Source organism: Chryseobacterium soli (genome assembly GCF_000737705.1).
GTDB lineage: Bacteria > Bacteroidota > Bacteroidia > Flavobacteriales > Weeksellaceae > Chryseobacterium > Chryseobacterium soli.
Window position 1 is genome coordinate 35,768 of record NZ_JPRH01000003.1, and the last position, 15,286, is coordinate 51,053.

The following is a 15,286-nucleotide window of genomic DNA, read 5'->3' on the forward strand; positions in this document are numbered from 1 at the left end:
TTAAAGAAAACATGGACAATCAAAATCAAAATCCTCAAGACGGAAACATCAACATCGAATTGAACGAAATGGTAGCTGCAGGTGTATATGCTAACTTAGCATTGGTAAACCACTCTCCATCTGAGTTCGTTGTAGATTTCATCCAATTAATGCCAGGTGTTCAACAAGCTAAAGTAAGATCAAGAATCATTCTTGCTCCACTTCACGCTAAAAGAGTTTTATCTGCTCTTCAACAAAACATCGCTAACTACGAGCAACAATTTGGAGAAATCAAAGAAGTTGAGCCTTTCGTATTAGGTACAAACAACATACAAGCTTAAGATTTATCTTATCAATACATAAGAATGCCCCAGCTATAGCTGGGGCATTCTTATGTATAGTGTCTCCTGTAGTATCATTCTTTACTGTGAAAGAAAAGAGGCTTTTGACAGTTAACAAATAAGATACAATTTTGCAATTATTGTCATTCCTACGAAGGAGGAATCTTTTCATAAATGAGATTCTTCATTTCACTCCGTTATATTCAGAATGACAACAAAATAAGAAGGAATAAAGTCTAGTAATTGTATATTCTTACCTTTATTTTAATTTGTATATGCTCCGAAAGCTACAACATCGGGATAAGAATACATTTTCAACTGATAATTACTTCCGCCATATGCAAAATCAACTACAGATCCGAAAGAGGTCAGATCATCTGTTACAACTATTTCATTTGTATTATTTTCTGAAATCAATTCTCTACCAAAATTAGCATCATAGCTAAGATGTGCCCAATTGGAAGGAAGTATACCGAACGAACCAATACCTGGCTTAAAGCCGGAATTTATGAAACCGTTAGTGATAAGATTATTACTTGCATCAAGTACTTCATAGCTCATATAATATATTTTTCCCGCCTTGTAAAGTAAGTCTAATTCCTTATCAGTTGCACCAGAGGTAATAAAACTAAAAGCAATATTTTGAGGAAAAACATTGGGGCTTATAGGAGAAATTGGGAAATGTCCTATCGTAGAATCAACACCAAATCCGTTTGAAGATATTGGGAGAATTAATTCGTCTGAAACAATCGTATTACCATATTTTAAACTGGAACTATAAAGTAATGGATAATAACCATTACTCAAATCAACGCCCATATAATCAGGTGAGGTTGGATTGCTGCTGTCATAGTAAGCCAGGCCTACATACGCTTTAATTTTGATTTGAAACGGAGTTACATTTTCAAACTTATAAATCATATCTGTACCAAACCTGGAAATATCATATGGAGATTCATATCCCACCTGAGGATCAACAGTTTTTGCAGAATTTCCTTTAGAGTTTAATTGGGTGTTATTGTCATTTAAAAGACTGGTTTCCGAAGTGCTGCAAGATAAGAGCAATAAACTTGTTAAAAGTACAATTGTTTTTTTCATGGTAATAATTTAGTTTTGGTTAAAATCAAATATATAAAAAATAATGAATAACAATTATGTATTTGATAATTAAATTGAATAAAATTGACACACATGAATGGTTGTAAATGTGTTTAATTGATATATTTATTTTTTCTAGCAAGTTGTTATCCCTATGAAACTACTATAAAGGATTGATAAAATCTTGAAATTATGCCAACTCCTATCAACAAGTCAGGGGCTCAAATTTTCTCATTTACAACTTATAGCTCTTCAGCAAAATATCATAAACTACGAGCAACAATTTTGGAGAAATCAAAGAAGTTGAGACCCGGTTTAGTTGAGTATTTTTTTTAATTTAACATAATAATTGTATTTTCACATTTTAAAAGATTTTATTTTGTAAAATTTGTAATATTTTATAGAAATTAATGTGATTATTATTGTACTTGAGTATATTTGTGGAAAATATAAAAAATGAAACGATATACTATTCTTGGTATTATGTTGTGTATGGCTGGAAACCTCTATGCACAAGATAATACACTTAAAGCTAATCAAAAACATCTTCAGGAATTATATTCTAAATATGATAAAGGTTTAAAAAAGAAACATAAATCTTCGAAGTCAGCGGGAATTCCACCCAATCTTTATAATGAAGAAGATTATAAAAGAACCATGGATCCAGTTACAGGAGGAACTAATTTTGATAAGCTTGCCAAACTGAATCAGGAAATTACTGAAGGAAAGTATGCTCCTACAAAGCCAATGTCTTTTATCACTGCAGGTGGATCTTCTACAGCAAAAGTAATAAATGAGCCATGGATAGAAAGAGGTCCTTACAGTGTAGGAGGAAGAACTCGGGCTATAATGTTTGATCCGAATGATCCTACAGGGAAAAGAGTTTTTGCAGGAAGTGTTTCCGGTGGCCTTTGGATAAATCAGGATCCTTCCGTAAGTACGAATGAATGGACACCGTTAAGTACATTTTGGGCAAATACTTCCATTGCTTGTATAGCTTTTGATCCAAATAATCCACAAATCTTATATGTTGGAACAGGAGAATCTTCTACAGCTGATGCGATAGGTTCGGGAATTTGGAAATCTACAAACGGAGGAACTACCTGGACCCAAATTTTCACCATTTCACCAACCTATTCTGGGACGATAAGAAACGGAAACTTTTATATTAATGATATCAAAGTTAGAAATAATGCAGGAGTTTCTGAGGTGTATGCAGGAGTAAGCGGTAATTATAATGATGGAGCATGGCAAGGATTAAATCAGGCAGGATTATACAAATCTACAGATGGCGGAGCTACATTTACCAAAAATACCAGTTTATTAGCACTGAATACAACCACAAATACCACAAGCTCAACGGGATATTCTATTGAGCAAATAGAAATTGGAGCAGATAATTCTGTTTGGGTTTCTACCATATCTTCAAGATTTTCTAATATAGCTTCAGGAGGAAGAATTTTAAAATCTGCAGATGGAAATACTTTTAACGAAGTGTATAATGTTGGAAATAATGGTTCAAGAGTGAATTTTACACTTTCCAGAACAGATGCTAATAAAGTGTACGCATTCATGCAGGGAGCAAACAGTACTTCGGAGCCGATTCGAATTGCAAGATCTTCAGATGGAGGTGCAACCTGGCAGGCTACTAATGATACAACGCCTGTGATTACGCTTCCTACAGCCGCAGATACGAGTATTGCTGCAAACGATTTTACAAGAGGTCAGTCTTTCTATGACCTTGTCATTGCTGCAGATCCTTTGGATGATAATACCGTTTATATAGGAGGAATTGATCTGTATAAATCTACAAATGGAGGGGTAAACTGGACGCAGATTTCAAAATGGTCGAATAATAACAATATGGCAACCCTGCCGGTTTCTCAGGTGCATGCAGACCAACATGAAATAGTGTTTAATCCTTTTAATAACTATTCTACCAATCAGATGATGTTTGGAAATGATGGTGGAATTTATTTTGCGGCTAATAAAAATACTATCGGAACAACAGCAGGCTTTGCTCCAAGGAATACAAGATATAATGTTACACAGTTTTACACTGCAATGTTAAATCCTACTAAAACTCCTGCAGATGAAGAGCTGTTAGCCGGCGCCCAGGATAATGGGTCTTGGTGGTTGTATGGTGTTCCTCAGGCAAATAATTTTCTGACTTCTCAATCTGCTACAGGTGGAGACGGAATGTATACGGAATATGACGATCAGGATAACTATGAAATTGCAAGTTATGTTTACAATAATCACTATTTATTGACAAGCAGTACATATTATCTTGTCTCTAGTGCTAATAGAAATGCTTACGGACACTTTGTAAACGAGATCGCGTTAGACAGGATAAATAATGTGTTCTATTCTTATCGTTCAGGGTTAACACTATTCAGAACAAGTGGTTTGTCTGCTACAGCGACAACATTTACCAATAATACCGTTACAGCCGGAACTGCACAAACTAACGAGCAGATTTCCTGGATGAAGGTTTCTCCTTACACAACTGCTTCTACAACACTGTTTGTAGGAACTAACCTGGGAAGAATCTTTAAAATAACCAATGCTAATACAACTTCGTATGTTTCAACTGCCATTACAACACCTGCGGTAGGAACAATTTCCGATATAGAATTTGGAGCCAATGAAAACGAAATTATGGTAACATTCTCCAACTATAATCTTACAAGTATTTTCTATTCTACAGATGGAGGGACAACATGGCAAAATAAAGAAGGAAACCTTCCTGATATGCCGGTAAGAACAGTTTTAAGAAATCCGGATGATGCCAATGAAGTAATTGTAGGAACAGAAATGGGAGTATGGGGAACGACAAATTTCCTTTCTGCATTGCCAACCTGGGCTTCCGTTACCGGAAATATTGGCAATGTAAGAGTTACCAATTTAGATTACAGACCTGCAACAAGAACAGTGTTGGTTTCTACTTATGGAAGAGGAGCTTGGACGACTCAAAACACATCAGTTACATTAGCAACAGGAGAGGTAAAATCTAAAAAAGATATAACCAGAGTATATCCGAATCCGTCAAAAGGAATTTCGCACCTGAGATTTGATTCTGCTAAATACAATTCTGTGGACATCAGTATTTTTGATGCTTCCGGAAGATTAGTGTACAGCAAGAAAAATGTGAAATCTGATGAGGAATTTGGACAAAGATTAATGCCTGGAAATTATATCCTTAAAGCTGAATCCAAAGGTGAAGTTATTTACAGTGGAAATTATTTGGTTTTAGGCAAAATAAGTGATAATGGAGAAGACGATTAAAAAATGAATAATCAGTTATTTATAATCATATTTTGGATACTGGCGTTTTCCTGTAAAGCGCCGGTTTCCTCATTATATCAGGATCGTGTGGTTTTAGTTTCGGCTAAAAAAACAGATTGGTTTGGAGGAAGGCCAGGAGTGAGGGGTACGGTTTATACAGTTACATTACAATCACAAAATAATATCAGTGTTAAATCTTTGAAAGCCGAAGGAAATATCATTAATTTTACTCAAACTAATTCTGGAAATATGATTACCGTAAAAGGTAATTTGCAAAGTACAGATCAGGCGGATAATTTTGAAAATGCGCCTTCCGGATCCACTGTTGAACATCATAAACCATCATTTGTTTTAAATCCAAAAGATAATTGGATAGAGTACACGTCAAAAAATTCTAAAAAAATCTACAAAATACATATTCCGAAATTTGTTTCGGCAGAACCTGAGGGAGAATTAATTCCTCAAAGACAATAATTTTTTTCATTTGCACAAAAAACTATTCTTTATATTTCTATGTATTCCTTTATTAATCATATTTTTTAATATGATTAATCCTGTTATTTTTTATATCAAAAGTGGAGTATACGAAAAAACACAATATCATATTTTAGAACGCAAATTTAATAAATCGGAAACTATTTGTTTTTCTGAAAAAGATTTAACGAATGCCGAATGGAAAGAGGAAAAGGAATTTATACTCAATGGTTTTTCTTATGATGTCATCAACATTAATTTTATAAACGGAACTAAATATTTTTATTGTTATCTGGATAAAAAAGATATAGTTCTGAATTCCATTTTAAAATTCTCCGGGTTTTTCGTGACCAAAAAAGTATATGCATGGCGACATTTCGATGTGCCTTTACAAGGGAAAAAACTAATGAAAATCTCCAATATTTTTGCTTTTTTTGATTGTGAAGAATTACAGTTTTTCAATTTTTACTTAAAATTAAAATCCGGATATGTAAAAAGATTAGAAAATACATCTTGCTTGTCAATTATAATTCCGCCTCCGGAAGAATGGTTTTAAACTCTTGTAAAACTTTTAAACGACAAATAATTAATTTTTAATCAATGAAAAAATATATATGCATTGCAGCTTTACTAAGCTGTGCAATTGCAAATGCCCAGCAATCATCAGAAAGCAATATAGATGAAGTTGTGATCCAGGGAAGAAAAAAAATAAAACAGGAACGTGCAGAGTTTAAAAGACACGCTCAATCTGTAGAAACACTTTCGGAAGAAGAATTAAACAGAAATAATCCGGCAGCAATTGATCAGACTTTATCCACAATGCCCGGATTACAGGTTGATAAGCGAACTAATTTCGGAGGTCAGAGATTAGTTGTCCGTGGATACGGAAACGATCAAAAGTTCAATAACTGGGGAGTAAAGGCATATTGGAATAATATGCCGTTAACGAATGCCGAAGGAATCACCATTTTGGATGATGTGGATTTTGCATATGTAAATAATGTTGAGGTTATCAAAGGTCCTGCAGCAACAATGTATGGCGGCGGAGTAGGCGGAGTGGTTCGCTTTTATACACGTCCTGATTTTACAAAAAGAGCTACAGTTTCCGAAAATGCTTTGGTGGGAGCTTTTAAAACATTTCAGTCTCGTACTCAGTTGAATGTTGCTGATGAAAACTATTCGGTGAATGCAGCTTATGGTCATCTTGAAACCGATGGCTACAGACCGAACGGAAGTGGTTTAAAAAACTTTTTTAACGTAAACGGAACGGTAAAACTTGGAAAAAATGATCAGTTGAGCTTCTTTGGAAGCCAGGCTTATTCTTATGAGCACACGTCGGGACAGATTTCTTATGATGATTATTATGCAGGAATCGATAACGGAAATCCTGCATACATTCGTAAAAATTCAGGAACAAAGATAAAATCTACCAGAGTGGGACTTAGTAACTCTGTTAATATTCTTCCGAACCTTAGGAATTACACCACTTTATTTTACTACAATGGAAATACGGAAAGTGTTTCTGCGGGAGCTTATGGAGTAACAAGCGCACCAAACGTAGGCTTACGTTCCACATTTACATTAAAAAATGAATTTAAAGACTTCGAAAACAGGTTGGATTTTGGTACAGAAATTCAGAATTCAATATCTACTACATCAAGCTATCGTTTTACAGGTTCAATTACAAATCCGTTAGAAACTACAGGAATTGCTGGTGCTACTTATTTTAAGTATAATAATAATCAGGCAACTTATTTTGCAATAGATTATTTAACATATAAACCTTGGGGCTTAACTTTACTTGCAGGAATAAGTGCAAATAAAACTAATTATGACAGAAGAGATTTGTATGCGCTGCCTGGATTAATTGCTGGGCGAAAAGATCAGTCATTCGGAAAACAGTATGAAACGGCTTATACTCCGCATTTTGCTTTGCAAAAAGAATGGAAACATCAGATTTTTAATGTGAGTTATAGTGAAGGGTATAATGCTCCTACAGCAAGTTCATCTTTTATAAATTATACCAATACCGCTAATAATGATCTACAGCCGGAACGTGCAAAGATGATAGATTTCAGTGTGCATGGGCTATTATTGGATACCAAGCTGGATTATCAGGTTTCTTTGTTCAGAATAGATTATTCTAATAAATTAACACAATTGACGATACCTAATTCTAACAACCAGACCTATTGGGCAAATACAGGAAGTCAGAAAAATAGTGGTCTGGAAGTCAGTATTGGATATCAATATAAAAATGACAATTCATTCATTAACAGAATATTATCTTTTGTGAATCTTTCTTATTATGATGCGAAATATAAAGATTTTAAGACAAGATTATTGGGTGGCGAACAAACGTATGATCATGAAACTGTTGTGGGAGTTCCAAGAAATAAATATGCAATAGGATTGGATTTGTATACAAAACCTGGCTTTTATCTTGTAAATACTTATAATTACCTGGGTAATGTATACTCAGATTTTGCAAATACCAATCTCGTAAAAGGTTTTGGCTTACTTAATGCAAAATTAGGTTATAAAAAATCTTTTGGAAGATTCGATCTTGATGCATATATAATGGGAAATAACTTAACCAATCAAATCAATTATACATTCCTGTTCTTAGGAAATAGTATTAATGATTCGGATACGGGCAATGGTTACCCGAAAGGAGTCGCTACGGATCTCAATCCTGGTCCAAACAAATCCTATTTCTTTTATGGGCTGAATTTAAAATACAGATTATAATTTTAAAAAACTGTTTCACATAAGTGAAGCAGTTTTTCTTTAAATAATCAAATGTTAAATAATTGTCTTTATTCTTATATTGATTTTTTTTTATGAATATCAGTATTCCATTTTATATATTTGTTTTTGAAAATGGTAATAGATATGGTATATGAACAATTTATTCTTAATAAATTTGGCTTTCTGGGTGAAAATTTTTCAACAGAAATACAGAAGTATACAGATGTAGGTATTATAAAGGCGAAAACGGAAATAATCGCTGAGGGTCAGAAGATAAAATTTGTTCCCTTTCTTATCAAAGGATCAATCAAAGTATATTCCCTGAATGACGGCCGGGAGCTGATTTACTATTACATCAGACCTAATGACAGCTGTATGATGACCTTTTCCTCTATCTTCAGTGACTATAAAAGCCGGGTGTATGCCATCGCAGAAGAAGATTCGGAAGTTTTGCTGATACCGGTATCCGTGATGCATGACTGGCTGATCCGCTACCCTGAAATCAACAGGGTTTTTTACAGTGAATATGATAAACGGTTTTCGGATGTTATGAATATGGTCAATGAAGCAGTATTCCACAGGCTTGATAAAAGAATCTTAAGCTATATCAAACAGCAGATTGCCATTACAGGTCATAATCCTATAAAATTGACGCATCGGGAAATTGCCAATAATCTTGGGACTTCAAGAGAAGTAGTGAGCCGTGTTTTGAAAAAAATTGAAAATGAAGGCGAAATTATTCAGACCAAAGAAGGCATAAAAATTCCTGTAAATGAAAATGTTAGACATTACTAATTTATAAAGTTTCAATGATTTATAAATATGATTGATAAAAACTATTTGATCGGTGACTTTTATCACACACTTTTGAATTCATAACTCTATAAGTTTGTCATATTATAATTTAAATTTTATATGACAAAAACTCTATTATTTTTGTCGGTCCTTTCATCAGGTCTGGTCTTTTCTCAGGAAGACTTGCTGAAAGATATCGACACGATCAAAACAAACACCGAAATTTCACCGCCAGCTTTCAAAGGACTCCAGATTGTCACTGCACAGTCTACAAAACTTACTGCAAAAAATGAATGGTATATTGTGGTAGCCCATCGTTTTGGTGACATTAGCACAGGGTTTAAAAACTTCTTCGGACTGGATGAAGCATCTACTAAACTGGGAGTTATTTATGGACTTACAGACGGTCTTTCCTTAAGCCTTTCAAGAGAAACCAATATGAAAACTTTTGAATTGGCTGCAAAATACAGGGTGCTGAAACAGAACGATGACATTCCTGTTGATCTGGTAGGCTATAATGTATTGGCAATCAATACAGATCTGGATAAAGATAATTATCCAGGTCTCAAATTTAGCGACAGGCTGTCTTACCTTACGCAAGCCCTTATTTCCAGAAGGTTTAATGATAATCTTTCATTGCAGCTTACACCGTCTTTTATTCACAAAAACCTGTATGACCAGCATATTGAAGATAAAAATCAGTTTCTGACAGGTTTAGGTGGCCGCTATAAAATTTCCAAAAGAATTTCTATTAATGCAGAATATTTTGTGAATTTTGACAATCACAGTTACTATAAAAATCCATTATCCGTAGGGATGGATATAGAAACGGGGGGACATGTCTTTCAGCTTGTATTCAGTAATTCTCAGCTCAATTCAGACATAGGCTATCTCAGCAATGCTGCGGGAAAGTGGGCTAAAGGACAGATTTTCTTTGGGTTTAATCTTTACAGAGTGTTTTAGAATGAAAAAGTTAATATACCTATTACCCGTTATCATTTTCATGGTTTCCTGTGACAGCAGGACTTATGAAGAAATCTCAGATAAAACCCCAGTGCCTGATCAGGTAAGATATGCAGTAGAAGTGAAGCCTATCGTAGAAGCCAATTGTATCGGATGTCACGCTCCGGGAGGATCCGCTGCTTATGAACCGCTAACGAACTATAATGAGGTTAAAACAAATATTGCAAGCATCCTTGACCGGATCCAAAGGCCGAACGGAGATCCTCAGAAAATGCCGAAAGGTGGTTCATTATCGCCCACCCAGATTGCTATTTTTATCAAATGGAATACCGACGGGCTTATTGAAAACTAAATCAATTACTATGAAAAAAATATTATTATGTACCGCGTTGCTACTGCTGACCTCTCTGACTTTTGCCCAAAAATACAGTTCGAAAACAGGAAAAGTCACTTTTGAGGCCTCAGTACCATTGTTTGAAGACGTGCATGCACAGGATGACAATAATATTGTTGTCCTGAATGCAGATACAGGAGATATGGCTTCTATTTCAATTGTTAAAAATTTCCATTTTAAAGTCAAATTAATGGAAGAACATTTCAATGAAAACTATGCGGAAACCACAAAATATCCTAAAGCGACCTTTACCGGAAAAATTCTAAATTTTGATAAGGATAAACTTACGCCCGCTCCTCAGAAATATACGGTTCAGGGCAAACTGAATTTTCATGGAGTTGACAGGGCAGTTTCTTCTGCCGCAACACTTTATGCTAAGGACGGTAAGATCTATATGCAGGGAACGTTTGCAGCAAAACCTGTAGATTATAATGTGACCATTCCTAAAATGGTTACTAAAAAAGTAGCTGAAAATGTTTCGGTAGAGTATAATTATATATTGGTAAAACAATGAAAAATATAATCCTATTAACAGCATTCTTGCTATGTTTAAGCCTGCAGGCACAGGAAAAAGCAAAATCAATCTTTGATATTGCGAGAAGCGGAACGGTAGCTGAGGTTCAGGATCTTATGAAGCAGAATCCCAATATTATCAGCCAGACCAATGAAAATGGATTTTCACCATTGATTTTATCATGTTATAGAGGAAATACTCCCGTTGCAGAATTTTTAATCACTCATGTTAAGGATATAAACTATGTAAGCGGAGAAGGAACGGCTTTAACAGCTTCAGTATTTAAAGGAGATAAAAATATCACTCAAAAATTACTGCTAAATAAGGCTGATCCGAATATTGCAAATGCCAGTGGGGTAACTCCACTCATGTATGCTGTCCAGGCCCAGAATAAGGAGATGGTAGAACTTTTATTAAAGAACAAAGCAGATAAAAAGCTATCCGATAAACAGGGAAAAACTGTTTTTGAATATGCTTTATTTTCTAAAAATCAAGATATTATTAACTTATTAAAAAATTGATCGTATGAAATGTAAAATTACCCTATTACTGATCGGATTTTTGACTTTTTTTAATGTGAAAAGTCAAACGTATTCTACAGGAACTGTCCCTCTCTTTTCTACTCCGGGAGGAACAGATTTAGCTTATTCAGTTAAGATAGACCTTACCCCTTCTTTGGTTACCCTCACCCTTGTCGGACCATCTACAGGATGGCTGGGCATGGCTTTTAATACCACTAATATGGATGACCTGGGAAAGGATGCTGTAATTTTTGACGGAACAAATTTAACAGACAGAACGTTTAACGGCCAAGGGATTGTACCACCGTTGGACGGGATGCAAAATTGGACAGTAACATCCAATAGTGTAACAGCAGGCGTACGTACTGTAACAGCTACAAGAGCTTTAAACACGGGAGATCCGAATGATTATGTTTTTACAATGCCTCCGGCAGGCCCTTTGAACATTACTTATGCTCGTAGATTATCAAATTTTACGATTGCTTATCATGGTTCTAACAGCTGTGGTACCACTGCTGTTTCTTTTGCTGGGACTTTAGGAACTGATGAAGCGGCTTTAAAGAGTCAAAAAATAAGTCTTTATCCCAACCCTGCAAAATCCACAGTCCATTTCAAAAATGCAGATAAGATCAAATCTATTGACATTTATGAATCTACGGGAAGAAAGGTTAAATCCCTACAACTGAACGGCGGGGATATTGGTATTTCCGATCTGAAATCAGGAACTTACTATCTTGAAATAACGTTACAAGATGGCGGTTTGACGTATGAAAAATTGGTTAAAGAATAATAAAATAACAAAAAAATCTCTCACAAAGTGAGAGATTTTTTTTATGTAATATAATGTTATGGGGTTTTATCGATTTGTTTTGATATCCACGCAAGTAACGTAGTTTTTGGTATCCCGTATTCATTAATAATCTGTTTCTTGGTTTTTTGTCCGGTATTCACCATTTCTAAGATCAGATCTATAATTTCTTTAGTATAAGTATTCTTTCTGAATATAGGCAGGCTGGTATCTGCTATATGTTTTTTGGGGAGGGGGGAATACAGTAGTAAATGATAAGAATGCAGCCTGAAAAAATCATATCCTAACAATTTACTCCATCTTAATAGCAGATATGTATCTATGCTTTCAGATCTGTACATGGTTCGAATTTCATCATCGGTTACATTCAAAAAATTACAGATTCTATCTTGTGATATTTGCTGCTCTTCGACTTTTGTTTTCAGATATTTTCCTATATGGATATGCTTGAACTTTTCTTTTGAATCCTGGTTCATGAGATGAAATTAATTTATAGGGATGAATGGGTTTTTGATGATGATATTGCCTTCATAAAAATAGATTTGGGATTAACTTGGGAATCTGTTACACTGAATCTCATCATATAATTCTATGTACCTGGGATTTTCTGTGTGCATGATCTTGTCCCAAAACCTAAAATATAAACCATAATTTCCATGAAATTTACTGTGATGCATATTATGATACACCGAGGTGTTGAGAATATTAAATAAAAACGATTTTCTAAACCATTTAGGAGCAATTTCGTATCCGAGATGACCATATACATTAATGATAAAAGAAAAGAAAATGAAACTATAAATGGCAATAGGATGAAGCGGAATAATGAATAACAGCAGAGGAATAATCAATCCTTCTCCAATTGCTTCCAGAATATGAAACGAATAAGATGAAAAAGGGCTGGGATTATTAGATTGATGATGTACAAGATGTACATGCCTGAATATTTTTTTATGATGCAGCAAGCGGTGCAGCCAATAAAAATAAGTGTCGTGCATAAACATTCCAATAGGGATACTTGTTATAAGCCAAGCGATAGAATAATCAGAAATATTTAGATATAATTTGGTATCCGCAGCAATAGGTGTGCTTATAATGAAAAATATAAGAAATGTCATGATGACAGAAGAGACTAAAGAATGATAGATTTCTCTTCTTACATCTTTATTTGAAACTTCTGCTGTTTGTATTTTGGCAGAAGCCAATGATTTTTTATAGATCATATAACAGATCAAATAAAAAATACCTGATATTAATATGTACCGAATCATTTCAATCATACTGATGCTGAAAAATTTTTCTAATAGGTCCATAATGTTGTGTTTTGGGATAGAAAATAATTTGTTTAAATCATTGTATGTTAATCGGATATGAATGGGTTGAAATTAAATACCCCGCTGAATCTTATATTTTGTCTATGAAAAAAATATAATAAGAGACAGCAGGATATTTTTATATACAATTTATGTTTGTATTTGAAGTTGAAAAATAAACCAGCCTTTACAAACTGGCTTCTTTTTTCATTATTTTACAAACCACTGCAATACCCTTCCTTCTCCACTGTTGAATGAGTGTGGAACTAACTGGGTATTGCTACAGTTGTTTGTTGTAAAGAGATAATCATCTGATCCTGCACCACATTTACCAAAATGGTGGTTGATTTCTGTTTCTCCAAAGAAACCAAACAGGTTATTAAAATAATAAGCGTTGAATGTCTGCCCTCCAGGGATTACAGTATAATTGGTAGGGTTATTGGCAATTCTCGTACCTGCATCAAAATGGTTTCCATATCCAGATCCTACATAAGGACAAATATCTCCAGGAGTATTAACACCATTATATGTTGCTGTATTGGTTGTACCATCATAAGACCTACCAAATAGTTTACCAGACGCGGGCACGATAGACTCAGCACAAGTGCTAGCGCTAACAGTTGCGATATAGTCATAACCTGAGGTGGGTTTTATTCTGAAAAAATTATTCACTCCCCATGTATCGCTCATGTCTGTTGGGCTTACGGTGATCCTCACCCTGTAATCTCCGGGATTTGCAGTACGTACATTTTGCATGGTAGCTAGAGAAAGTCTGTAATCATTATATAGTCCGATGTTAGTACCTGCTATATTTGAACCATTAGCAGTAACTACATTTCTTGGTCTATTTTGTGTAAAACGAGATGCATCACCACTAGATATCTCCATATTATTAGCACTATTTCCGTACAAATCTGCTGGTGATACATACGCTGTTTTTTCAGAATAAGACCATAAAAGGGTATAGCCGCCATTCGTCATATCACAAAGTGTTTTTACAGGGGTAGCATCAGAAGAGCTTGTTTTTATCCAGTATTCTCCATCTGTCTTACTTGCGTCAGCTTGTAATATCTGGTAGCATCTGTCTGCCGGATTGGCGAAAGTTCCAACTGTGGTATTAAACTTCACGTTAAAAGAACAAGTAACGGGGGTTGCACCATTGGTAATAAAGGTGAAGGTATACGTCCCAGCACTTGTTGGAATACCCTGACCTTTCAGTGTAATAGAAGTACTGGATGTAGTAATAGTCTCTGTAGTAGAGAACGTAACGCCATTATTAGTACCTGTAGCAATAGTAACTGTACCTCCTGTAGTAACACCGGACAAAGGTATCGTTACATAATTACTTGCATCCAGAGACTCACCCTGCATATAGGTTCCGTTTACCACTGCACTGCCACAATTGATAGTATAGCTCACCTGAGAGCCCAAAACACTGATCGTTTTGCTGGTACATGTAGTATCTGTTACTCCATCATATATAAAAGAAAGCGTATCGGTTTGTGGTCCGGCAACTGGAGCTCCGGAAGCATCTAAAGTAATGGTGAAAGTACCTGTATTCGGAAATACACCGGATTTTTCGAAATAATATCCATTAGTTGTTTTAGCAATAATGCTATAAGTACCTGCCTTTGTTACGGTAATAGGCATTGTAATATAATTGCTGGTATTTAGCGACGTCCCTTGTGTGTAGGTGCCAAATACTTTAATGTTAGCACAGTTTACTGTGTATACTGCTTTTTGATAGGTACCACATAAGCTTAACCATGCTGCATTAGTTGACTGATAATAGTTGTAGCATTTTTCATCTGTATTATAGATGGTTAATCCATCTTCAGTAGAGGCTACTCCAATAGCATCTCTTTGCGCAGTCGTAAGGCGGGGAATCAAGATTCCTGTATTATTGCTTTTGGAAACTACATCTAATGCAGATTTAGTATTAGGAGCAGAGGTATTTATCCCTACTTGTCCAAATATTCTTACAGAGAAACATATCAGCAAGAACATATAAAATATTTTATTTTTCATCTTATTGGGTTTAAATTTT

The 15,286-nt window shown here is 34.9% G+C and carries 15 protein-coding genes; 11 read left to right on the forward strand and 4 right to left on the reverse strand.

Annotation, left to right across the window (positions count from 1 at the left end; genetic code table 11):
• Positions 1-11 precede the first annotated feature (11 nt).
• Positions 12-320 (forward strand): DUF3467 domain-containing protein, encoded by a 309-nt coding sequence (locus IW15_RS07470; RefSeq protein WP_034710363.1) that lies wholly within the window; start codon positions 12-14, stop codon positions 318-320.
• Between the two features lie 264 nt (positions 321-584).
• Here the strand turns inward: IW15_RS07470 and IW15_RS07475 are convergent, their stop codons facing one another.
• Positions 585-1,418, reverse strand: coding sequence for a hypothetical protein (locus tag IW15_RS07475; RefSeq protein ID WP_034710364.1), 834 nt, complete (start codon positions 1,416-1,418; stop codon positions 585-587).
• Between the two features lie 456 nt (positions 1,419-1,874).
• On the opposite strand from IW15_RS07475, the gene IW15_RS07480 reads away from it, so the two are divergent.
• The 10 genes from IW15_RS07480 to IW15_RS07525 all read left to right on the forward strand — a co-directional run bounded on the left by IW15_RS07480 (position 1,875) and on the right by IW15_RS07525 (position 11,908).
• Positions 1,875-4,706, forward strand: coding sequence for a T9SS type A sorting domain-containing protein (locus tag IW15_RS07480; protein WP_051881839.1), 2,832 nt, complete (start codon positions 1,875-1,877; stop codon positions 4,704-4,706).
• A 3-nt stretch (positions 4,707-4,709) separates the two neighbouring features.
• Complete coding sequence (locus IW15_RS07485) at positions 4,710-5,180, forward strand: hypothetical protein (protein ID WP_034710365.1); 471 nt, start codon at positions 4,710-4,712, stop codon at positions 5,178-5,180.
• Positions 5,181-5,250: 70 nt separating this feature from the next.
• On the forward strand, positions 5,251-5,736 hold the full coding sequence (locus IW15_RS07490; protein ID WP_034710367.1) for a hypothetical protein: 486 nt from the start codon (positions 5,251-5,253) through the stop codon (positions 5,734-5,736).
• Between the two features lie 44 nt (positions 5,737-5,780).
• Positions 5,781-7,931 (forward strand): TonB-dependent receptor, encoded by a 2,151-nt coding sequence (locus IW15_RS07495; protein ID WP_034710368.1) that lies wholly within the window; start codon positions 5,781-5,783, stop codon positions 7,929-7,931.
• Between the two features lie 132 nt (positions 7,932-8,063).
• Positions 8,064-8,726, forward strand: a complete 663-nt coding sequence (locus IW15_RS07500; RefSeq protein WP_228384338.1) for a Crp/Fnr family transcriptional regulator — start codon at positions 8,064-8,066, stop codon at positions 8,724-8,726.
• 120 nt (positions 8,727-8,846) lie between these two features.
• Entirely contained in the window at positions 8,847-9,689 is an 843-nt protein-coding gene (locus tag IW15_RS07505) for a DUF5777 family beta-barrel protein (RefSeq protein WP_034710369.1), read from the forward strand.
• A 1-nt stretch (position 9,690) separates the two neighbouring features.
• Positions 9,691-10,041 (forward strand): c-type cytochrome, encoded by a 351-nt coding sequence (locus tag IW15_RS07510; RefSeq protein WP_034710370.1) that lies wholly within the window; start codon positions 9,691-9,693, stop codon positions 10,039-10,041.
• A 10-nt stretch (positions 10,042-10,051) separates the two neighbouring features.
• Positions 10,052-10,597: a YceI family protein gene (locus tag IW15_RS07515; protein WP_034711040.1), complete on the forward strand. Its 546-nt coding sequence runs from the start codon at positions 10,052-10,054 to the stop codon at positions 10,595-10,597.
• Entirely contained in the window at positions 10,594-11,118 is a 525-nt protein-coding gene (locus IW15_RS07520; protein ID WP_034710371.1) for an ankyrin repeat domain-containing protein, read from the forward strand. Before IW15_RS07515 ends, IW15_RS07520 begins: the two co-directional genes overlap by 4 nt.
• A 4-nt stretch (positions 11,119-11,122) precedes the next feature.
• On the forward strand, positions 11,123-11,908 hold the full coding sequence (locus IW15_RS07525; protein ID WP_084681383.1) for a T9SS type A sorting domain-containing protein: 786 nt from the start codon (positions 11,123-11,125) through the stop codon (positions 11,906-11,908).
• A 56-nt stretch (positions 11,909-11,964) separates the two neighbouring features.
• On the opposite strand, the gene IW15_RS07530 is transcribed toward IW15_RS07525, so the two are convergent.
• The 3 genes from IW15_RS07530 to IW15_RS07540 form a co-directional block, all read right to left on the reverse strand.
• The gene (locus tag IW15_RS07530) at positions 11,965-12,402 is read right to left on the reverse strand and encodes a transposase (RefSeq protein ID WP_034710372.1); all 438 of its coding nucleotides are present in this window, start codon (positions 12,400-12,402) and stop codon (positions 11,965-11,967) included.
• A gap of 72 nt (positions 12,403-12,474) precedes the next feature.
• On the reverse strand, positions 12,475-13,239 hold the full coding sequence (locus IW15_RS07535) for a sterol desaturase family protein (RefSeq protein WP_228384322.1): 765 nt from the start codon (positions 13,237-13,239) through the stop codon (positions 12,475-12,477).
• Positions 13,240-13,449: 210 nt separating this feature from the next.
• On the reverse strand, positions 13,450-15,267 hold the full coding sequence (locus IW15_RS07540; RefSeq protein WP_034710375.1) for a fibrinogen-like YCDxxxxGGGW domain-containing protein: 1,818 nt from the start codon (positions 15,265-15,267) through the stop codon (positions 13,450-13,452).
• Positions 15,268-15,286: the final 19 nt, after the last annotated feature.

Bases quoted from the DNA above. Each gene is read 5' to 3' on its own strand.
- IW15_RS07530 (WP_034710372.1), bottom strand. From the start codon at position 12,402: ATGAACCAGGATTCAAAAGAAAAGTTCAAGCATATCCATATAGGAAAA.
- IW15_RS07540 (WP_034710375.1), bottom strand. From the start codon at position 15,267: ATGAAAAATAAAATATTTTATATGTTCTTGCTGATATGTTTCTCTGTA.
- IW15_RS07495 (WP_034710368.1), top strand. From the start codon at position 5,781: ATGAAAAAATATATATGCATTGCAGCTTTACTAAGCTGTGCAATTGCA.
- IW15_RS07480 (WP_051881839.1), top strand. From the start codon at position 1,875: ATGAAACGATATACTATTCTTGGTATTATGTTGTGTATGGCTGGAAAC.
- IW15_RS07500 (WP_228384338.1), top strand. From the start codon at position 8,064: ATGGTAATAGATATGGTATATGAACAATTTATTCTTAATAAATTTGGC.
- IW15_RS07515 (WP_034711040.1), top strand. From the start codon at position 10,052: ATGAAAAAAATATTATTATGTACCGCGTTGCTACTGCTGACCTCTCTG.
- IW15_RS07490 (WP_034710367.1), top strand. From the start codon at position 5,251: ATGATTAATCCTGTTATTTTTTATATCAAAAGTGGAGTATACGAAAAA.
- IW15_RS07505 (WP_034710369.1), top strand. From the start codon at position 8,847: ATGACAAAAACTCTATTATTTTTGTCGGTCCTTTCATCAGGTCTGGTC.
- IW15_RS07525 (WP_084681383.1), top strand. From the start codon at position 11,123: ATGAAATGTAAAATTACCCTATTACTGATCGGATTTTTGACTTTTTTT.
- IW15_RS07520 (WP_034710371.1), top strand. From the start codon at position 10,594: ATGAAAAATATAATCCTATTAACAGCATTCTTGCTATGTTTAAGCCTG.
- IW15_RS07475 (WP_034710364.1), bottom strand. From the start codon at position 1,418: ATGAAAAAAACAATTGTACTTTTAACAAGTTTATTGCTCTTATCTTGC.
- IW15_RS07485 (WP_034710365.1), top strand. From the start codon at position 4,710: ATGAATAATCAGTTATTTATAATCATATTTTGGATACTGGCGTTTTCC.
- IW15_RS07535 (WP_228384322.1), bottom strand. From the start codon at position 13,239: ATGGACCTATTAGAAAAATTTTTCAGCATCAGTATGATTGAAATGATT.
- IW15_RS07470 (WP_034710363.1), top strand. From the start codon at position 12: ATGGACAATCAAAATCAAAATCCTCAAGACGGAAACATCAACATCGAA.
- IW15_RS07510 (WP_034710370.1), top strand. From the start codon at position 9,691: ATGAAAAAGTTAATATACCTATTACCCGTTATCATTTTCATGGTTTCC.